This window comes from Archangium gephyra, assembly GCF_042230915.1.
Lineage (GTDB): Bacteria > Myxococcota > Myxococcia > Myxococcales > Myxococcaceae > Archangium > Archangium gephyra_B.
The window spans coordinates 5,618,787-5,637,381 of the sequence record NZ_CP102578.1; the positions used below are offsets into that span (position 1 = coordinate 5,618,787).

Here is an 18,595-nt window from a genome sequence, read left to right on the forward strand (position 1 = left end):
TCCCGGAGGGCGAGGGGATTTGTCCGGGTTGTTGTTCTCTGACGTCGGTTGTTCTCTTGCTTCAGTTGGGTCGCACCTGGACCCTCCGGCGTGTAGATAGGGGCGTCATGCGAGTCGTCGTTGCCATGAGTGGTGGGGTGGACTCCTCCGCCGCCGCCGCCCTGCTCAAGGAGCAGGGTCACGAGGTCATCGGAATCACCCTCCGGGTCTGGTCCTATGAGGGCAAGGCCCAGTGCGGCAGTTGCTGCAGCCCCGATGACATCGACGATGCCCGCGCCGTCGCCCAGACGCTCGGCATCCCCTTCTACGTCGCCAACGCCGAGGAGCTCTTCAAGGACCGGGTCGTCAGCCCCTTCGTCCAGTCCTACCTCGGCGGCAAGACGCCCATCCCCTGTGTCGCCTGCAACCGCGACGTGAAGTTCAACTTCCTCCTCAAGCGCGCCCGTGCTCTCGGCGCCCGGCTCGCCACCGGCCACTACGCCCGTGTCGAGCAGCAGGACGGCAAGTTCCTCCTCCGCCGCGCCGTCGACTCCGCCAAGGACCAGAGCTACTTCCTCTTCACCCTCGGCCAGCAGGAGCTCACCGACGTCCTCTTCCCCGTCGGCGGCATGACCAAGTCCGAGGTCCGCGCCGTCGCCGAGCGCCATGCCCTCCCCACCAGCCACAAGCCCGAGAGCATGGAGATCTGCTTCGTGCCCGATGGCGACTACGCCGGCTTCGTCGAGAAGGTCGCCGGCCCCCAGCCCGGTGGAGAGATCGTCGACACCGAGGGCCAGGTGCTCGGCACGCACGCCGGTGTGCACCGCTTCACCGTCGGCCAGCGCCGCGGCCTCAACCTCGGGGGCGGGGAGGCCCGCTACGTCCAGCGCATCGAGCCCGAGTCCCGCCGCGTCGTCGTCGGCCCCGCGGACGAGACCTCGCGCGACTCCTTCGGTCTGCTCCAGCCCCATTGGGTGGATGGGCCACCGCCTCCCGAGAAGTCCGTCCTGGTCCGCATCCGCCACCGCCACCCCGGCGCTCCCGGCCGCGTGCACGTGTCCAACCATGGGCTCGTGTCCATCCACCTCGACTCCCCGGCTCGCGCCGTGACGCCCGGCCAGGCCGCCGTCGTTTATGACGGGGATCACGTCCTCGGCGGTGGGTGGATTGTTTGAGCCTCGCCGCAACCGCCAGGGCGTGACGCTGTGCATGCACTGAATTTGACCCGCCTGTAGGCGGGGCGTACCTTCCGGCCCACCTCGACGCTACAGGCCGCGACACTCGTGTGGCCGCGCCGGGGCGCCGTACACTCGAGGAACGCCACGTCATGCGCGATGCCCACCGGATGAAAGAGAAGTTCGATGTTTCGCTCGACAACCGGCAGATCGTCAGCCTGTTGATCGCGGGGATCATCGTGATGGGCGCCGTGTTCGTCCTCGGCGTCGTGGTCGGCAAGAAGCTCGCCGGCAATGCCCAGACCGCCGCCGCGCCGGATCTCCTCTCCGCGCTCGACGCCAACGCCCAGGCCCTCCAGCAGGCCCGCGAGGCCGAGCAGCCGCTCACCTTCCAGGACGAGCTCACCCGCAAGAGTGGCTCCGACGCCTCCAAGCCCGGCACCGTCACGGTCGCCATCCCTCCGCCGGCTCCCAAGCCGAAGCCCGTCGAGCCGCCCGCGGCCACCGAGCCCAAGGTCGCCGAGGCCCCCGCATCCGCCGAGGCTCCGGAAGGCGAGGCCACGGCGTCTCCCACGGATGACGACTACGCGCCCCCCGCCACCGCCAAGGCCACCGCGCCCAAGGCCGCCGAGCCCAAGCCGGAGCCGAAGCCCGTCGAGACCAAGGTGGCCGAGAGCAAGCCCGCTCCTACGCCGGGCAAGGTGGAGCCCGCTCCCGTGCCTACCCGCACCACGACTCCGGCCCAGGGCGGCCTGAAGGAGGCCATCGCCCGCGCCACCCAGCGTCCCACCGAGGCCGTTCCCGGCGGCGCCTTCACCCTGCAGATCTCCGCCTTCCAGAACCGTCCGGAGGCCGAGCGCTTCGCGGCGAAGCTCAGGGACCGCGGCTATGCCCCGTACATCGTCACCGCCGAGGTCCCCAACAAGGGCACCTGGTACCGGGTCCGCATGGGCAGCTTCCCCTCCAAGGACGCCGCGTCCCGATACCTGACGGACTTCAAGCGCGAGACCCAGCTCCAGGCCTTCGTGGCCGCCAACTAGGGGCCGCCCACCCGGGCTGACACCGCCGGTGGATGGCAGGGTGGCGCCCGGAGTGCTATGGGCGCCGCTGAATGGACCTCCTCGACAACGTCATCCAGCCGTACGCCTGGGGCTCTCGCACCGCCATCGCCGAGCTGCTCGGGCAACCTTCGCCCTCGGCCGCCTGCCAGGCGGAACTGTGGATGGGCGCCCACCCGGGTGCCCCGTCGCGCGTGAACCGCCAGACGGGTGGGGTGACGCTGCTGGAGGCCCTCCGGGCCGCGCCGGAGCGGGAGCTCGGGGAGAAGGTGACGCGCCGGTTCGGAGCCGAGCTGCCGTTCCTCCTCAAGGTGCTCGCGGCCGAGACCCCGCTGTCGCTGCAGACCCACCCGAGTCTCGCCCAGGCCCGCGAGGGGTACGCGCGCGAGAACGCGCTCGGCGTGCCCGCGGGTGCCTCGCACCGCAACTACAAGGACGCCAACCACAAGCCCGAGCTCATCTGCGCGCTGACGCCGTTCGATGCGCTCTGCGGCTTCCGGAGCGCCGGCGAAACGCTCGCGCTCTTCGATGGGCTCGGCCTGGGCGCCCTCGAGCCGCTGCTCGCCCCGCTGCGGGCCTCGCCCGATGCCCAGGGCGTCGCGCGCATGTTCGAGACGCTGATGACGCTTCCCCGGGAGGCGCGTGGGCCCCTGGTGGACGCGGTGGTCTCCGCCTGCGCGGCACGTGAAGGGAAGGGGGGCCGCTTCGCGGGAGAGCTGAAGTGGGCCCTGCGGCTCGGCGAGCTCTACCCGGGTGATCCCGGCGTCATCGGCTCGCTGATGCTCAACCTCGTGCGGCTCAAGCCCGGCGAGGCCATCTACCTGTCCGCGGGCAACCTCCACGCCTACCTGCGCGGCGTGGGCGTGGAGATCATGGCCAACTCGGACAACGTGCTGCGCGGCGGGTGCACGCCCAAGCACGTGGACGTCCCGGAGCTGCTGCGCGTGCTGGACTTCCGCTGCGGCCCCATCGGCCTGGTCCCGGCGGCCACCACGGACGGGGGGGAGTCCGTCTACCCCACGCCCACCGAGGAGTTCCGCCTCTCGCGCTTCCAGCTCCGTCCCGGGGGGTCCGCCCGGCCGGAGCGCCGCGGGCCGGAGATCCTCCTGTGCACCGAGGGCTCCGCGCGGCTGTCCGCCGGGGGCGAGTCCCTCGCGCTGCCAAGGGGCGCCTCGGTGTTCGTGAGCGCGGCGGATGGGGCCTACACGCTCGAGGGCGAGGGCGTCGTCTACCGCGCGACCGCTGGCCTCTGATCCACCCGGTGACTCAACCAGTGAGTCACCCGGCGACTCACTCGGCGGGGGTGCCGCGGCTCCACTTGTCCACGGTGCCGTCGCCGTCCAGGTCCTCGCCGATGCGATCGATCTGGTTGTTCTCCCAGTACTGCCAGTAGTCCACGCGGCCGTCCCCGTTGGAGTCCCGCTCCTTCCGGGCCAGCCTGCCCTTCTCGTAGAACACCCACTCGTCCGGCTTGCCGTCCCCGTTCAGGTCGCGCTCCCGCCGGACGTTGACGCCCTTCTCGTAGAAGAAGACGGAGTCCACCTTCCCGTCGAAGTCCAGGTCCATCGCCTCGCGCTCCCGCTCCTCGCGGGCGTCGTAGTACGTGGTGATGTCCACCCGGCCATCCCAGTTGATGTCCATCTCCTTGCGGACCTTCCGCTCCCGGGCCTCCCCGTCCGCCCCGCGCTCCTCCACCGCGTACACCCACACGTCCCACTTCTTGTCCCCGTCGGTGTCCTTCTCCGTCACCTTCTCGTGGGCGGCCCTCGGCGGGCGGATGGGCTCCGGCGCCACATGCTCCCGCGCCTGCTCCGCCTCGGGCTTCTTCACCGATTTGTCGGACGCGCACCCACAGAGGCCTACCAGTACGAGCCCCAGCAGCCACCCCTGCTTCGAGGGCTTTACGACAGGGCTCGAAAACAGCGCTTCAAGGGACATGTAAGTCCATATATTTTCACATATCGCCATGGCCCGAAAGAAGATCAGCACGACCATCTACATCACGCCCGAGCAGAACGACTTGCTCAAGGCGTTGAACCAGAAGACGAAGGTTCCCGTGGCCGAGTACATCCGGCAGGGGATCGATCTCGTGCTGGAGAAGTACAAGGCGCAGTTGCCGGGACAGGCCTCGTTCGACGAGCTGAGCTGAGCGCCAGGGCATGACCATGAGCAAGAGCATGAAGGGCCAGCGGGTGGTGGTGCTGGGTGGCGCGGGCTTCGTGGGCTCGCACCTGTGCGAGCGGCTGCTGGAGGATGGGGCCGCCGGGGTCGTCGCGGTGGACAACTACATCACCGGCGACGAGCGGAACGTGGCGCACCTGCGCGGCCGCGCGGGCTTCGAGCTGGTGCGCCAGGACATCACCGAGGGGCTCTCGGTGGACGGGCCGGTGCACTACGTCTTCAACATGGCCTCGCCGGCCTCGCCCATCGACTACGCGAAGCTGCCGCTGGAGACGATGCGGGTGGGCTCGCTGGGCACGGAGAACGGGCTGAAGCTGGCCCAGGCCAAGGGCGCCGTCTTCCTGCAGGCCTCCACCTCGGAGGTGTACGGGGATCCGCACGTGCACCCGCAGCGCGAGGACTACTGGGGCAACGTGAACCCCATTGGCCCGCGCGCCTGCTACGACGAGGCCAAGCGCTACGCCGAGGCGCTCACCATGGTGTACGCCCGCTCGTACGGCGTGCAGACGCGCATCGTCCGCATCTTCAACACCTACGGCCCGCGCATGCGCCTCAACGACGGGCGCGTGGTGCCCGCCTTCGTGGGCCAGGCCCTGCGCGGCGAGGACTTCACCGTCTTCGGGGATGGCACCCAGACGCGCTCCTTCTGCTACGTGCGCGACCTGGTGGACGGCCTGGTGCGGCTGGCCCTCTCGGACGTCACCGAGCCCGTCAACATCGGAAATCCCCGCGAGATGACCATGCTCGAGTTCGCCGAGGCGGTGCGCGCCGCGGCGGGTGGGGGAGGGCAGATCGTCCACAAGCCGCTGCCCAAGGACGACCCCAAGCAGCGCCGTCCGGACATCACCCGGGCCCGCCAGTTGCTCGGGTGGGAGCCGAGGGTACCCCTGGAGGAGGGTTTGCGGGAGACGATCGCCTGGTTCCGATCGGTTGCCGGAAGGGGACCCACCCCCTAACTTTCGCGCCAAACTTTCTCATCTGGTAGCCACCTGAGAGTGGCGGGAGCGGCACGTTGAAAGTCCTGGTGACTGGTGGGGCGGGATTCATTGGCTCGCACGTGTGCGACGCCTTCGTGCGCGCGGGGCATGAGGTCATCGCCCTCGACAACCTGTCGAGTGGCAAGAAGGAGAACCTGGATCCCCGGGTTCGTCTGGAGGTCATCGACATCCGGGCCCCCGAGGCCGCGCAGCTCATCCGCGCCGAGCGCCCCCAGGTGATGTTGCACCTGGCCGCCCAGATGGACGTGCGCCGCAGCGTGGAGGATCCCCGCTTCGACGCGGAGGCCAACATCCTCGGTTTCCTCAACCTGCTGGAGGCCTCGCGCCAGGCGGGTGTCCAGAAGGTGGTGTTCAGCTCGACCGGCGGGGCCATCTACGGCGAGCAGGACGTCTTCCCCGCGCCCGAGTCCCACCCGACGCGGCCGGTGTCGCCCTACGGCGTCTCCAAGGCCTCGGGTGAGCTGTACCTCGGCTACTACAAGGCCCAATACGGGCTGAACTACGTGGCCCTGCGGTACGCCAATGTGTACGGCCCCCGGCAGAACCCGCACGGGGAGGCCGGCGTGGTGTCCATCTTCTGCCAGCGCCTGCTCGGCGGCCGCGAGTGCACCATCTACGGCGAGGGCAAGCAGACGCGCGACTTCGTCTACGTGGAGGACGTGGCGCGCGCCAACCTGCTGGCGGTGGAGAAGGACTCCTCGGGCGCCATCAACATCGGCACCGGCGTGGAGACGGACATCAACCGGCTCTACAGCCTGCTGGCCAGGTCGGCCGGGGTGGACAAGCCCGCCCTGCATGCCCCCGGCAAGCCCGGCGAGCAGATGCGCTCCTGCGTGGACAACGCCCTGGCCCGCCGGGTGCTCGGCTGGCAGCCCTCCGTGGAGCTCCCCGAGGGGCTGCGCCGCACGGTGTCGTTCTTCCGCGAGCACACCGGCCGCCAGGCCTCCTGATCACCCTCCGGGGTAGGGGGGGCGGCCCGGCGTCATTCTGGTTGCACGCCGGGCGCGCGGACGCATGGATTTTGGTGGGGTTCGGTGTTACTCAAGCCGGCTTCGACGTAGCCCGAGGCCCCCCTACCCATGCCGGCCGACAACGCTCACATCCGAAACTTCTCGATCATCGCCCACATCGACCATGGGAAGTCCACCCTGGCCGATCGCCTGCTCGGTGCCACCGGTACGGTGACCAAGCGCGAGGCGCAGGACCAGTTCCTCGACAACATGGAGCTGGAGCGCGAGCGCGGCATCACCATCAAGGCCCAGTCCGTGCGGATGAACTACACCGCCAACGACGGCCAGAAGTACGTGCTCAACCTCATCGACACTCCGGGACACGTGGACTTCGCCTACGAGGTGAGCCGCTCGCTCGCCGCGTGCGAGGGCGCCCTCCTGGTGGTGGACGCCTCCCAGGGCGTCGAGGCCCAGACGCTCGCCAACGTCTACATGGCCTTGGATCACAACCTGGAGATCATCCCGGTCATCAACAAGATCGACCTGCCGAGCGCCGACGTGGAGCGCACGCGCCAGGAGATCGAGGACGTGATCGGCATCGACGCCTCCGTCGCCGTGCCGGCCTCCGCCAAGGAGGGCATCGGCATCAAGGAGATCCTCGAGGCGGTGGTGAAGAACGTGCCGCCCCCCTCGGGTGATCCGGCCGCGCCGCTCCGGGCCCTCATCTTCGACAGCTGGTACGACAACTACCGCGGCGTCGTGACGCTGGTGCGCGTGCTCGAGGGCACGCTCAAGCTCAAGCAGAAGATCAAGCTGTGGAGCAACAACAAGACCTTCGAGGTGCAGGAGCTGGGCGTCTTCAGCCCGTTCTCCCGCCCGGTGCCTCAGCTCATGGCCGGCGAGGTGGGCGTGCTGGTGGCCAACGTGAAGGAGCTCCAGGACGCCAAGGTGGGTGACACCGTGACGGAGGAGCTGCGTCCCACGGACGCGCCCTTCCCGGGCTTCAAGGAAGTGAAGCCCATGGTGTTCTCCGGCATCTTCCCGGTGGACTCCGAGCAGTACGAGGGCCTGCGCGACGCGCTCGGCAAGCTCAAGCTCAACGACGCCGCCTTCACCTACGAGCCCGAGTCCTCCACCGCGCTCGGCTTCGGCTTCCGCTGCGGCTACCTGGGCCTGCTGCACATGGAGATCGTCCAGGAGCGCCTGGAGCGCGAGTACAACCTGTCGCTCATCACCACGGCGCCCTCGGTGGTCTACCGCATCACCGACTCGCAGGGCGGGGTGCTGCTGGTGGACAACCCGGCCAAGCTGCCGCCGGTGCAGAAGATCGCCAAGTTCGAGGAGCCCATCCTCACCTGCCACATCCACGTGCCCAACGACTACCTGGGCGCGGTGCTCAAGCTGTGCCAGGACCGGCGCGGCGTGCAGAAGGATCTGAAGTACCTGGGCTCCAGCGGCACGCGCATCCAGGTGACGTACGAGATGCCGCTGGCCGAGGTCGTCTTCGACTTCTTCGACAAGCTCAAGAGCGTCACGCGCGGCTACGCCAGCCTCGACTACGAGCTGGCCGGGTACGCGGAGTCGGACCTGGTCCGGCTGGACATCCTCATCAACGGAGATCCGGTGGACGCCCTCAGCGTCATCGTCCACAAGGAGCGCGCCTACCAGCGCGGCCGCGAGGTGTGCCAGAAGCTCAAGGAGGTCATCCCGAAGCAGATGTACGAGGTGGCCATCCAGGGCGCCATCGGCGCGAAGATCATCTCGCGTGAAACCATCTCCGCCATCCGCAAGAACGTGCTCGCCAAGTGCTACGGCGGCGACATCAGCCGCAAGCGCAAGCTCCTCGAGAAGCAGAAGGAGGGCAAGAAGCGCATGAAGCAGGTGGGCTCGGTGGAGATTCCCCAGGAGGCCTTCCTCGCCGTGCTGAAAACGGAGGAATAGGCCATGTCCACGTCCACCCCCAGCGCGGCCGAAGCCGCTTCGGGTCTCGAGGCCACCATGGCAGCCCGCCGTACGCCCGAGCAGATCAAGGCCAGCCGCGCGCTGCTGTGGCGTGAGCTGCTCACCAGCCTGTGGGCGCCCCTGGTCATCCTCGGGCTGGCGCTCATCCCCTACATCATCCTCATCGAGTTCGTGCCGCCCGCCGCCTCGTGGGCCCAGCCGCTGCTGCAGGGCCTGGCGGGGCTGATGCTGCTCTACTTCGGCGGACTGCTCGTGCTGCGTTTCGCGCTGCCCAAGCAGAGCCGCCTGCGCCACCTGCGGCACGAGGCGCGCGAGCTCATCGGGGAGATCGAGCGCATCCACAAGAAGGTGCCGGGGAAGATCTCCGCCGAGGCGTCCACGCGCCTGGCCGAGCAGGCCATGCAGGTGGAGGCCGCCTCGCTGGCCGGGGACGCCGAGCGGCTGGAGAAGGAGACGAAGACGCTCGACACGCTGGCCACCCAGCTGCTGGGGGCCTTCCGCAAAGCGGATCTCGGGGACTTCTTCTCGGGCTTCGCCAAGGCGCTGGCCATCGCGGTCATCATCCGCGTCTTCATCATCGAGCCCTACCGCATCCCCTCCGGCTCCATGCTGCCCACGCTGGAGATCGGCGATCAGGTCTTCATCAACAAGTTCATCTACGGGGTGCGGCTGCCCTTCACCAACTACGTTCCCTTCCAGATCGTCCGCCCGCCGGCGCGTGGAGACGTCATCGTCTTCAACAACCCGGTGCAGCCGGAGCTGGACTTCATCAAGCGCGTGGTGGGCATCCCCGGGGACTCGGTGGAGCTCATCAACGGCGAGGTGCACATCAACGGCGTGCCCCAGCCGCGCACGTTGGTGAACGAGGACCAGATCGTCTACAACAAGCACGACAACACCACCTGGTTCCCGGAGCGGCTGCGGCTGTACCAGGAGAACCTGGACGGCAAGGTGCACTCCGTGCTGCAGCCGGGCAGCGTGGCCCGCATGGAGCACGAGGGGCCCTACGTCGTTCCCCCGGGCCAGGTCTTCGTCATGGGCGACAACCGGGAGAACAGCCTGGACAGCCGCTACGGCCTGGGCGCTGGCCGCGGCGTGGAGTTCGTCCCGTACGGCCACATCAAGGGCAAGGCCATGGTCGTCTGGATGGCGCTCGGGTACGGGGGCTGGTTCAGCAACTTCTTCGAGGGCACGGGCCTGCGCACCGACCGGCTCTTCGAGCCGGTGCGTTGAAACCCTCCCGCGATGCTTGACGCCCCGCGCGTGGCGCTGCTACGCGGGGGCCTCATGCGTCATCCCTCTGGGAAGATCAGCTTTGGCGGCCTGGTGCTCCTCACCCTCGTCGCGGGGGGCATCTACGCGGGCGTGATGTTCGTGCCCTTCTACGTGGACAACTTCGACGTGAAGGAAGCCGTCGCGGTGGCCTTCAACCGGGCCGCCCAGACGTCCGACGACGACGCGCTGCGCACCATGATCATCGAGCGCACCAGTCATATGGGCACCCACTGGGAGCGGGATCAGTTCGACCGCGACATCGTCGTGCCCGGGCTGGGGTTGACCCCCGAGCAGATCACCATCGAGCGCAGCGATGTCACGGGGAAGGTCCGCATCCAGGTGGATTACACGCGGCGGGTGCGGCTCAAGCCGACGAAGAACGTCCACACGCTGCGCTTCCGCGTCGTGAAGGAAGGCATTCCCGGGACGTAGTTGTTCCCAGAGCACCTATGAGACACCTGTTGGGAATCGAGGGCCTGCGGCGCGCGGACATCGAGGCGCTGCTCGGCCGGGCCGAGGCCCACCTGCACGGTGGGCCGGACGCCTCGCACGTGCTGCGGGGCAGGGTGATCGCCAACCTCTTCTTCGAGGACTCCACGCGCACCCGCACCTCCTTCGAGATGGCGGCCCATGCGCTCGGAGCCGAGGTGCTCAACTGGACGACGGCGGGCTCCTCCGTCTCCAAGGGCGAGACGCTGCTGGACACGGTGCGCAACATCGAGGCCACGGGCCCGGTGGCGCTCATCATCCGGCACCGCTCTTCGGGGGCTCCGCACCTGGTGGCGCGCCACGTGCGCTGCGCCGTCATCAACGCCGGGGACGGCACCCACGAGCACCCCTCGCAGGCCCTGCTGGACGCCTTCACCCTGCGCCGCCGCTGGGGCAGCCTGGACGGGCGCACGGTGCTCATCGTCGGAGACATCCTCCACAGCCGAGTGGCCCGCTCCAACCTGCACTGCCTCACCACCCTGGGCGCCAAGGTGGTGCTGTGCGGCCCGCCCACGTTGCTGCCGCCCGGTCTGGAGTCCTTCGGCGCCGAGGTCTGCACGAACCTGGACGCCGCGCTGCCCCGCGCCGACGCCGTCATGTGCCTGCGCGTGCAGTCGGAGCGGCAGGGCGAGAACTTCTTCCCCTCGACGCGGGAGTTCTCCCGCATGTACGGGCTCAACGCCGCCCGCGCCGAGCGGCTCAAGCCGGAGGCGCTCGTGCTGCACCCCGGCCCCATGAACCGGGGCGTGGAGATCGCCCCCGCCGTGGCCGACGGACAACGCAGTGTCATCCTGGAGCAGGTGGCGCATGGCGTGGCCGTCCGCCGCGCCATCCTCGAGGAGGTGTGCCGGTGAGCTCGACGATCCTCTTGCGCCGCGGGCGGGTGGTGGATCCGCGCCATGGCGTGGACGGTGTGCGCGACGTGTTGGTGCGCGATGGCACCGTGGCCGAGGTGTCCGAGGCCCCCCTGCAGGTGCCCGACGCGCGGGTGGTGGACGCCACGGGCAAGCTGGTGCTGCCGGGCTTCATCGACCTGCACGTGCACCTGCGCGAGCCGGGCGAGGAGGGCAAGGAGACGGTCCTCACCGGCTGCATGGCGGCGGTGGCCGGCGGCTTCACCGCGGTGGTGGCCATGCCCAACACCAAGCCCGTCAACGACAGCGTGCTCGTCACCGAGTACGTGAAGGCCAAGGCCCGCGAGGCGCGGCTGTGCCACGTGTACCTGGCCGGGGCCATCACCAAGGGCCTCCAGGGCGAGGAGATGGCGGAGATGGGAGCGCTCGCCGGGGCCGGCTGCGTCTGCATCACCGACGACGGCCGCCCGGTGATGAACGCCGGCCTCATGCGCCGCGCCCTCCAGTACGCCCAGCTCTTCAACCTCCCTGTCATGGTGCACGAGGAGGACCTGACGCTCTCGGGCAAGGGCGTGATGAACGAGGGCCGCGCCTCCACGCGCCTGGGCCTCGCCGGCATCCCGCCCTCGGCCGAGGTGGCCATGGTGGCGCGCGACATGGTGCTCCTCGAGGAGACGAAGGGGCGGCTGCACGTCGCCCATGTCTCCTGCGAGGGCAGCGTGCGCCTCATCCGCGAGGCCAAGCGCCGCGGGCTGAACGTCACCGCCGAGGCCACCCCGCACCACTTCATCCTCGACGACGAGGCCGTGGGCGCCTACGACACCCACGCCCGCATGAATCCGCCCCTGCGCACCCGCCGCGACATCGAGGCCGTGCGCGAGGGGCTCGTCGACGGCACCATCGACGCCATCGCCACCGACCACGCGCCCCACGGCGTGTTGGAGAAGCAGGTGGAGTTCGACAAGGCCTGGAATGGCGTGGTGGGCCTGGAGACGGCCCTGGGCCTGACGCTCTCCCTGGTGCGCGAGGGCGTGATGAGCCTCTCCAAGGCGGTGGCCCTGCTGACGGACGGGCCCGCGAGGGCGTTCGGCCTGCCGGGCGGTCATCTGGCCGTGGGGGCTCCAGCGGACATCACGGTGGTGGAGCCGGATACGGAGTGGACGGTGGACTCGGCGAGGTTCTTCTCCCGTAGCCGGAACACCCCCTTCCATGGCCGGCGTTTGACGGGCCGGGTCGCCCAGACGTGGGTGTCCGGGCGGCTCGTCTTCGAGGACGGTCACATCAAGGAGTCCAGGTGATGAAGCGGGCAGTGCTGGCATTGGCGGATGGCACCACCTTCGAGGGACGCGCGCTCGGCGCCTCCGGCGAGACGGTCGGTGAGGTGGTGTTCAACACGTCCATGACCGGCTACCAGGAGATCCTCACGGATCCTTCCTACGTCGGGCAGATCGTCACCATGGCGTACCCCGAGATGGGCAACGTGGGCGCCAACCCCGGCGACCAGGAGTCCGTGAAGCCCCACGCCGTGGGCATGGTGGTCCGCAACTCCTCGGAGCAGCACTCCAACTGGCGCGCCCAGGAGACGCTCGACGTCTACCTCAAGCGCCACGGGATCGTGGGCATCGAGGGCATCGACACCCGGCGCCTGGTGCGGCACGTGCGCACGCACGGCGCGCAGATGGGCGTCATCTCCACCGAGGACCACTCGCCCACCGCCCTGGTGGAGCGGGCCCGGGCCGCTCGCGGCATGGAGGGCCTGGACCTGGCCACCGGCGTGTCCACCCAGGAGTCCTACCTCTTCACCACGCCCACCCCGAACCTGCTCGGCGAGGTCCCGCGTCCCGCGCCCGAGCTGCGCTTCGACGTGGTGGCCTATGACTACGGCCTCAAGCGCTCCATGCTCCACTTCCTGGTGGACGTGGGCTGCCGCGTGAAGGTGGTGCCCGCCGGCACCTCCGCCGAGGCCGTGCTCGCCGAGAAGCCCCACGGCATCTTCCTCGCCAACGGCCCGGGAGATCCCGCCGCCGTGAAGGGCGCGGACAAGGTCGTGGCCGGGCTGCTCGGCAAGGTGCCCGTGTTCGGCATCTGCCTGGGACACCAGATTCTCGCGCTCGCCCTGGGCGGGCGGACGTACAAGATGAAGTTCGGCCACCGGGGCGCCAACCAGCCGGTCAAGGACCTGACCACCGGCAAGGTGGAGATCACCTCGCAGAACCACGGCTTCGCGGTGGATGATGCGAGCGTGAAGGGCAAGGCGGTGGTGAGCCACATCAACCTCAACGACGGTACCGTGGAGGGCCTGAGCATCCCCGACGCCCGCGCCTTCAGCGTTCAGTACCACCCGGAAGCTTCGCCCGGGCCTCACGACGCCCGGTACCTCTTCTCGCGTTTCGCGAAGCTCATGGCCGGAGAGTAGGATCTCGCTGCCCCATGGACTCCCCCCTTTCGCCGCTGTCGTATCAGCCCTATCTCGACCAGCTCATCGCCTTTGGGAGCCAGGAGTCACGCAAGCCCGACCTGCTGGATGCCAAGGCGGAGTACCTCCGCCTCACCGGCGAGGTCTTCGAGGATGACAAGATCTTCGAGCTGCGGATGGCGTCCTTCCTGGACTACTACCTGTTCGACCGGGTCTCGCCGATCTCCAAGCTGACGCCCGCCGCGGAGCTGTACCAGCTGCGGCTGCAGGGCGCCTCGCCCGAGGAGGCCAACGCCTTCCGCTGCTTCACGGAGACCGTCCACGGCCTCTTCGAGGTGCGCAAGCTGGGCAAGGGCCTGGTGCGGCTGCGCGAGCTGTTCTCTGGCAAGGACTTCGACGTCACCGAGCGCCGCACCGTGGCGGGCCTGGAGACCGGAGACGTGCTCGAGGCCCGGCTGATTCCCTTCGCCGGGCACCTGCTGTTCTCCTCCGCCTTCTGCTTCCACCCTCGCGTCGCCGTGAAGCCCATCAAGGCCGAGGTGAAGCGCCGCAAGAAGAAGGAGCCGGATCGTCCTCCCGTGGAGCTCGTCTGGGAGTGCGCCCGGCGCGCCGTGAAGGTCGAGCGCTACAAGCAGATCGCCATCGAGCGCATCTACGACTTCTCGCAGACCACGCCCTGGCTCGCCTCGGCGAGCTAGGGTAGGGGACCGCTCACCTGGGGGGCCACGTGCCCCCCGAAGCGCTACATCCTGCTCGATGGCTAGGTTCGTTCCAGGACGGACCGTCTCTTGAGTAGGGTACCCGCGGGCAGCTGCGATACCCGTTCCACATGCGTACCCTGACTTGGTCACGAGGGCTCTCACTGCTCTGCGTGCTTCTGGTCGCTTGTGCCACCCCAGTGTCAGGTGGGCGAGAGGACGGCGAAGCGCCTGAGGCCATCTCCTCGTGGGAGGAGGCCCGTGCGGACCCGGGCTGTGTGGTGCCAGTGTGCGACGACGAGCGCTGCGCTCTCTGGCGGTGCCGGGATCTAGTGGAGGTGGAGGCGGCCCTCTCCCCATCACCTCCCGTGGTGCTAGCGCGTGGGCCCATGCCCCAGGCGATGCGGCCCCCTTTGGTGGGAAATCCCAGCCGATGGTGGGGCCGCACCCTGGCCATCCCCGCCTCCAGGGAGCCCGTCTTCGAGATCCCCTGGCACAACTGGAAGCTCCGCGACCAGCTCGCGCGGCAGAAGCACCCTCTCGGGTGCATGCTCCCGCCCGAGCCGCTCGAGAAGCACCACATCTTCCCGCAGCAGCAAAGACTGGCCGCATGGTTTGAATCCAATGGGATTGACATTCATGCCTTTACCATCCTGCTGCCCAGGAGCGTCCACCGGCGGCTTCACAGTGGATCATCCACGGGCGGCCAGTGGAATGAGGCCTGGCGACGGTTTCAAGACCAGAACCCAAGAGCCAACGCGCAGGAAATGTGGCGGTTTGCCTTCGAGCTCATGCTCTTGTTCAACGTGGATGGTCCGCTCGTGCCTTATTGTGAGGATTGAGCCGGGAAGTCTCGAATGCGATATTTCAGAGTCGAGGCAGACAGAGCCGCAGGTTACACAGGCGATATTGATGGCACATACAAATGGCTGCTTCCGGGAATTCGCGGCTGCCCCACATGCAAGGCTACGTGGAGTGACATTTCCAGAGCGTACCCGTCGGTAGACCTGACGCCGATTGCCGCACTGGCGGACTTCGAGAAACCACGGCCCGAGCCCATCGAGGAATACGAAAGACTGCGTGAGCTGGTACGTCCCTTCCTGCCCGTGGGTGCCATCGTGGAGCCGGGTTCGTCCTTTGGCCCGTTCATGGGCAAGGGCCAGGGACGCTTCGGTCCGTTCGCGATGCCTCTTTCCTGCTGGCTGCTGGTTCAACGGGAGCCCCTGGAGAAACTCCAGGCCGAGGGCCTGCTCGGTCTCAAGGGCTGCCGTACCCAGCTGCGCTTCCGCCAGCGGGCCACGCCCGAGTTTCTGGATCTGGAGATTCTCCCGGTGGGGCGCGCGCACCCGGATTGTCTGCCCCCGGAACGCCAGCCTCCCTGTTCGCGCTGTGGCCGCCTCTCGCTTCGTCTGCCCGAGCCGCTCGTGCTGGACGCCGCGACCCTCCCCAGCCACTTGGACGTCTTCCGGCTGGAGGACTTCTCCACCGTCATCGTCTGTACCCAGCGCTTCGTCGACGCATGCCAGCGCCTGGGGCTCGATGGGGTGAGCTTCCGGCTCCTGCCCACGAAGTGAACCGGGAGAGGCTGCTCCCTGGCTGGCCTCGGCGAGCCAGGGCAGGGGACTCCCCACGCGGGAGTCCCTCGCCGCATCACCGCCGCCGGCCCAGGTTCAGCCAGCCGATGTGGCGCGGGTTCAATTCGCCGGGCCACCCGGTGGGTGCTCCCAGGGGGGTACTCCGGAGGATGAGCGCGTTGACGGGAAGCTCGCTCTCAAGCTCCTCGCGCTTCACGAGGTAGAGCTGCTGCCGCCACCCCGGGCCACAGTGGCGAGGCGGATCCAGGGACACCCCCAGGACGATCTCCACCAGCGCGTGCGTGTCATCCGGCGAAAAAGCGAGGACGCGCAGGCGGCTCGCATCCCGCCGGACGAGGGTCCGCGCACCGGAGGGGATCTCCAGCCGGTAGAGCTGCTTCTGCCCCGGAGTCGAGCCCCTGCACTCCCCTCCGCTGGGCTGGTTCACGATGGGCGTGGCGGTCAACAGGCCGCCGGGCCGCCGGTGGTACCAGGTGAGGACTCCCCACGGCAGGGAACCCGGCTCCTGCCCCACCTCCTGGGGCCAGCCCTCCTCGACGCGGTACACGCCGCGCCAGGCCCATTGCTGCGAGAACCCCACCATGAACACCCGCGTCCCATCCGGCGAGGCGATCGGCCTCTTCACGGGAAGCGTGGAGACCCTCCCGTCCGAGACCCGCACGCTGCTGAGGACCGGGATGTGCCTATCCGGCTGCAGCATGGGGAACTCCTCGGGGCAGGCCCTCGCGAGGAGCAGCTCGTCGCGTTCCGATGACCAGCCCAGGAGCTGCGTGTACCCGAGCCGCTGCGCGACCAGCACGGGCGTCACCCTTCCCGACGCGACGTCCACCACGTGGATGCTCACGAGCGCGCAGTCCCTGCCGGGCTCGCGGCTCTCCGGGAAGGACTCGAGCACGAAGGCCAGCCGGGTCCCGTCCGGTGACCAGACGAACGAACCCCCTCGTGTCAGCATCCCCTGAGGGAGCTCCAGTTGGCGGAGCTTCATGATCTCGCGGCGCCCCGTCCCATCCGCGTCCACCACGAAGAGCGAGCTCCAGGGCCCCACCACCCGGTTCGTCTCGTCTTTCTCCGCATAGGCCACGCGCCGGCCATCCAGGGAGATGGCGGCTCCGTTCTGCGGCCCATCGGCGTTGGACCGCGACCACCAGGCCACCCGTCCGCTCTGGGTGAGCGGCCACTGGTGGCGCCCATCGAGCGACTGCGCCCAGAGATCGACGCGCAAGGGCCCAGGGTCACGCCTGGGGTACACTCGGAAGGAGAGAAGCGCCTGCTCGATGCCAGCGGGCTGCCGCGGCCACAGCCGGGGCGACGCCGTCTGGCAGGACGACAGCAGCAGCAGCGTGAGCCAGAGCCAGGTGTTTCTCATCCTCGGGACACGGTGGGGCTCACGGGTTCAACCTGGGGCCTTCGATACCCTCACCCCGTCCCTCTCCCGGGGGGCGAGGGGAGGAGGACGGAGTGGGGGGGGCGAAGGGGAGGGCAGGGGCTCAGATGCGGTGCACCGACATCATGTTGGTGTTCCCCGGCTCGTTGAGCGGCACTCCGGCCACGATCACCACGGGCGTGCCCGTCTTGCAGATGCCCTCTTCGTGGCACAGCCGCTTCACCTGCCGCAGCATCGCGTCCGTCGACTGTAGCCGCCCCACCTGCAGCGCCTTCACGCCCCAGTAGAGCGCCATCCGGTTCACCGTGTCCGGGTTCGGCGTCAGCGCGATGATCTGCGCCGTCGGCCGGAACTCGGAGATGAGCCGCGCCGTCAGGCCCCGCTCCGTGTACGCCACGATGGTGCCGATCTTCATCTGCTCGGCCGCCGCCACCGCCGCCGCCGCCACGCCTGTGGAGATGTCGTCCTTCGCGTCCGGGAAGGGCGGGTGCTCCATGTTCCTCACCACCCCCGACTCCGTCTCCTCGACGATCCGCGCCATGGTGGCCACGGCCTCCACCGGGTACCTGCCCGCCGCCGTCTCCCCCGAGAGCATCACCGCGTCCGCCCCGTCCAGGATCGCGTTCGCCACGTCCGACACCTCGGCGCGCGTGGGCCTCGCGTTGTTCACCATGCTCTCCAGCATCTCCGTGGCGACGATCACCAGGCCCCCCATCCGGTTCACCGTGCGCACCATCCGCTTCTGGATGGCCGGCAGCTTCTCCAGCGGCATCTCCACGCCCAGGTCCCCTCGCGCCACCATGATGCCGTCCGCCACGCGCGCGATCGCATCCAGGTCCGCCACCGCCTGCGGCTTCTCGATCTTCGCGATGAGCGGCGTGTTGCGCTGCGCCACCAGCTTGCGCGCCTCCAGGATGTCGTTCGCCGTGCGCACGAAGGACAGCGCCACGTAGTCCACGCCCACCTCCTGCCCGAACGCCAGGTCCTCCACGTCCTTCTCGGTGATGGTGGGCACCGACACGTGCGCCCCCGGCAGGTTCAGGCCCTTGTGGTCCTTCAGCAGCCCGCCCAGCTCCACCAGGCAGGTGACATCCTTGCCCTGCACCTTCTTCACCCTCAGCCGCACCCGCCCGTCGTCCAGCAGGATGGGGTGCCCCGGCTCCACGTCCTTGGGCAGCGAACGGATGGGCGTGGGGATGAGGTTGCCCGCTCCCAGCACCTCCCGCGTCGTCACCACCACCGTCTGGCCCGTCTTCACCTCCAGGCACCCGCCCTCGAACTTGCCCAGGCGGATCTTCGGACCCTGGATGTCCTGGAGGATGGCCACCGGCACTCCCAGCTTCTTCGCGGCCCGGCGGATCAGATTCACCCGGCGGCGGTGCTGCTCGTGCGTCCCGTGCGAGAAGTTGAGCCGCGCCACGTTCATACCGGCCCGGATGAGTTCCTCGATGACCTCGGCCGAGTCGGAGGACGGCCCCAGCGTGCAGATGATCTTCGCCTTGCGCATGGACGCACATCCTAGGCGTCCACCGCCTCCTTGACAGCTTTGCGTCCTCGGGAATACTTGGCGCCAACGCGGGC

Annotated in this window: 18 protein-coding genes; 15 read left to right on the forward strand and 3 right to left on the reverse strand. The window is 68.8% G+C overall.

Features of this window, described 5'->3' with window-relative positions:
• The first annotated feature begins 107 nt into the window (after nucleotides 1-107).
• The 3 genes from mnmA (at nucleotide 108) to manA (ending at nucleotide 3,465) form a co-directional block, all read left to right on the forward strand.
• The gene (gene mnmA / locus NR798_RS21930) at nucleotides 108-1,154 is read left to right on the forward strand and encodes a tRNA 2-thiouridine(34) synthase MnmA (protein ID WP_375773435.1); all 1,047 of its coding nucleotides are present in this window, start codon (nucleotides 108-110) and stop codon (nucleotides 1,152-1,154) included.
• Nucleotides 1,155-1,306: 152 nt separating this feature from the next.
• On the forward strand, nucleotides 1,307-2,194 hold the full coding sequence (locus tag NR798_RS21935) for an SPOR domain-containing protein (RefSeq protein ID WP_375773436.1): 888 nt from the start codon (nucleotides 1,307-1,309) through the stop codon (nucleotides 2,192-2,194).
• Nucleotides 2,195-2,265: 71 nt separating this feature from the next.
• Complete coding sequence (gene manA, locus NR798_RS21940; protein WP_375773437.1) at nucleotides 2,266-3,465, forward strand: mannose-6-phosphate isomerase, class I; 1,200 nt, start codon at nucleotides 2,266-2,268, stop codon at nucleotides 3,463-3,465.
• Nucleotides 3,466-3,502: 37 nt separating this feature from the next.
• Here manA and NR798_RS21945 read toward each other — a convergent pair whose 3' ends face one another.
• A complete protein-coding gene (locus NR798_RS21945; RefSeq protein WP_375773438.1) occupies nucleotides 3,503-4,042 on the reverse strand; it encodes a hypothetical protein in 540 nt (179 codons plus the stop codon).
• 136 nt (nucleotides 4,043-4,178) lie between these two features.
• On the opposite strand from NR798_RS21945, the gene NR798_RS21950 reads away from it, so the two are divergent.
• The 12 genes from NR798_RS21950 (at nucleotide 4,179) to NR798_RS22005 (ending at nucleotide 15,609) form a co-directional block, all read left to right on the forward strand.
• Nucleotides 4,179-4,361 (forward strand): ribbon-helix-helix domain-containing protein, encoded by a 183-nt coding sequence (locus NR798_RS21950; RefSeq protein ID WP_043408044.1) that lies wholly within the window; start codon nucleotides 4,179-4,181, stop codon nucleotides 4,359-4,361.
• Between the two features lie 28 nt (nucleotides 4,362-4,389).
• A complete protein-coding gene (locus NR798_RS21955) occupies nucleotides 4,390-5,349 on the forward strand; it encodes a UDP-glucuronic acid decarboxylase family protein (RefSeq protein WP_375773803.1) in 960 nt (319 codons plus the stop codon).
• A 56-nt stretch (nucleotides 5,350-5,405) separates the two neighbouring features.
• Nucleotides 5,406-6,341 (forward strand): SDR family oxidoreductase, encoded by a 936-nt coding sequence (locus tag NR798_RS21960; RefSeq protein ID WP_375773439.1) that lies wholly within the window; start codon nucleotides 5,406-5,408, stop codon nucleotides 6,339-6,341.
• Between the two features lie 129 nt (nucleotides 6,342-6,470).
• A complete protein-coding gene (lepA, locus tag NR798_RS21965) occupies nucleotides 6,471-8,282 on the forward strand; it encodes a translation elongation factor 4 (RefSeq protein ID WP_375773440.1) in 1,812 nt (603 codons plus the stop codon).
• Between the two features lie 3 nt (nucleotides 8,283-8,285).
• Nucleotides 8,286-9,536, forward strand: a complete 1,251-nt coding sequence (gene lepB / locus NR798_RS21970) for a signal peptidase I (protein WP_375773441.1) — start codon at nucleotides 8,286-8,288, stop codon at nucleotides 9,534-9,536.
• Nucleotides 9,537-9,590: 54 nt separating this feature from the next.
• Nucleotides 9,591-10,010: a hypothetical protein gene (locus NR798_RS21975; protein ID WP_375773442.1), complete on the forward strand. Its 420-nt coding sequence runs from the start codon at nucleotides 9,591-9,593 to the stop codon at nucleotides 10,008-10,010.
• Between the two features lie 17 nt (nucleotides 10,011-10,027).
• Nucleotides 10,028-10,921, forward strand: a complete 894-nt coding sequence (locus tag NR798_RS21980) for an aspartate carbamoyltransferase catalytic subunit (protein WP_375773443.1) — start codon at nucleotides 10,028-10,030, stop codon at nucleotides 10,919-10,921.
• A complete protein-coding gene (locus NR798_RS21985) occupies nucleotides 10,918-12,219 on the forward strand; it encodes a dihydroorotase (RefSeq protein WP_375773444.1) in 1,302 nt (433 codons plus the stop codon). The genes NR798_RS21980 and NR798_RS21985 overlap by 4 nt, the downstream gene beginning before the upstream one ends.
• Nucleotides 12,219-13,337, forward strand: coding sequence for a glutamine-hydrolyzing carbamoyl-phosphate synthase small subunit (gene carA, locus NR798_RS21990; protein ID WP_375773445.1), 1,119 nt, complete (start codon nucleotides 12,219-12,221; stop codon nucleotides 13,335-13,337). Before NR798_RS21985 ends, carA begins: the two co-directional genes overlap by 1 nt.
• A gap of 14 nt (nucleotides 13,338-13,351) precedes the next feature.
• Entirely contained in the window at nucleotides 13,352-14,035 is a 684-nt protein-coding gene (locus tag NR798_RS21995) for a hypothetical protein (protein ID WP_375773446.1), read from the forward strand.
• Nucleotides 14,036-14,166: 131 nt separating this feature from the next.
• Nucleotides 14,167-14,877: a TIGR02269 family lipoprotein gene (locus NR798_RS22000; protein ID WP_375773447.1), complete on the forward strand. Its 711-nt coding sequence runs from the start codon at nucleotides 14,167-14,169 to the stop codon at nucleotides 14,875-14,877.
• Nucleotides 14,878-14,892: 15 nt separating this feature from the next.
• Nucleotides 14,893-15,609, forward strand: coding sequence for a double-CXXCG motif protein (locus tag NR798_RS22005; RefSeq protein WP_375773448.1), 717 nt, complete (start codon nucleotides 14,893-14,895; stop codon nucleotides 15,607-15,609).
• A gap of 76 nt (nucleotides 15,610-15,685) precedes the next feature.
• On the opposite strand, the gene NR798_RS22010 is transcribed toward NR798_RS22005, so the two are convergent.
• Together NR798_RS22010 and pyk are read right to left on the reverse strand one after the other, a co-directional pair.
• Nucleotides 15,686-16,996: a hypothetical protein gene (locus tag NR798_RS22010; RefSeq protein WP_375773449.1), complete on the reverse strand. Its 1,311-nt coding sequence runs from the start codon at nucleotides 16,994-16,996 to the stop codon at nucleotides 15,686-15,688.
• Nucleotides 16,997-17,117: 121 nt separating this feature from the next.
• On the reverse strand, nucleotides 17,118-18,521 hold the full coding sequence (gene pyk / locus NR798_RS22015) for a pyruvate kinase (protein ID WP_375773450.1): 1,404 nt from the start codon (nucleotides 18,519-18,521) through the stop codon (nucleotides 17,118-17,120).
• Nucleotides 18,522-18,595 lie beyond the last annotated feature (74 nt).

Bases quoted from the DNA above. Each gene is read 5' to 3' on its own strand.
- mnmA (WP_375773435.1), top strand. From the start codon at position 108: ATGCGAGTCGTCGTTGCCATGAGTGGTGGGGTGGACTCCTCCGCCGCC.
- lepB (WP_375773441.1), top strand. From the start codon at position 8,286: ATGTCCACGTCCACCCCCAGCGCGGCCGAAGCCGCTTCGGGTCTCGAG.
- lepA (WP_375773440.1), top strand. From the start codon at position 6,471: ATGCCGGCCGACAACGCTCACATCCGAAACTTCTCGATCATCGCCCAC.
- NR798_RS21980 (WP_375773443.1), top strand. From the start codon at position 10,028: ATGAGACACCTGTTGGGAATCGAGGGCCTGCGGCGCGCGGACATCGAG.
- NR798_RS21995 (WP_375773446.1), top strand. From the start codon at position 13,352: ATGGACTCCCCCCTTTCGCCGCTGTCGTATCAGCCCTATCTCGACCAG.
- NR798_RS21935 (WP_375773436.1), top strand. From the start codon at position 1,307: ATGCGCGATGCCCACCGGATGAAAGAGAAGTTCGATGTTTCGCTCGAC.
- NR798_RS21950 (WP_043408044.1), top strand. From the start codon at position 4,179: ATGGCCCGAAAGAAGATCAGCACGACCATCTACATCACGCCCGAGCAG.
- NR798_RS21975 (WP_375773442.1), top strand. From the start codon at position 9,591: ATGCGTCATCCCTCTGGGAAGATCAGCTTTGGCGGCCTGGTGCTCCTC.
- NR798_RS22010 (WP_375773449.1), bottom strand. From the start codon at position 16,996: ATGAGAAACACCTGGCTCTGGCTCACGCTGCTGCTGCTGTCGTCCTGC.
- NR798_RS22000 (WP_375773447.1), top strand. From the start codon at position 14,167: ATGCGTACCCTGACTTGGTCACGAGGGCTCTCACTGCTCTGCGTGCTT.
- NR798_RS21955 (WP_375773803.1), top strand. From the start codon at position 4,390: ATGAAGGGCCAGCGGGTGGTGGTGCTGGGTGGCGCGGGCTTCGTGGGC.
- manA (WP_375773437.1), top strand. From the start codon at position 2,266: ATGGACCTCCTCGACAACGTCATCCAGCCGTACGCCTGGGGCTCTCGC.
- pyk (WP_375773450.1), bottom strand. From the start codon at position 18,521: ATGCGCAAGGCGAAGATCATCTGCACGCTGGGGCCGTCCTCCGACTCG.
- NR798_RS22005 (WP_375773448.1), top strand. From the start codon at position 14,893: ATGCGATATTTCAGAGTCGAGGCAGACAGAGCCGCAGGTTACACAGGC.
- carA (WP_375773445.1), top strand. From the start codon at position 12,219: ATGAAGCGGGCAGTGCTGGCATTGGCGGATGGCACCACCTTCGAGGGA.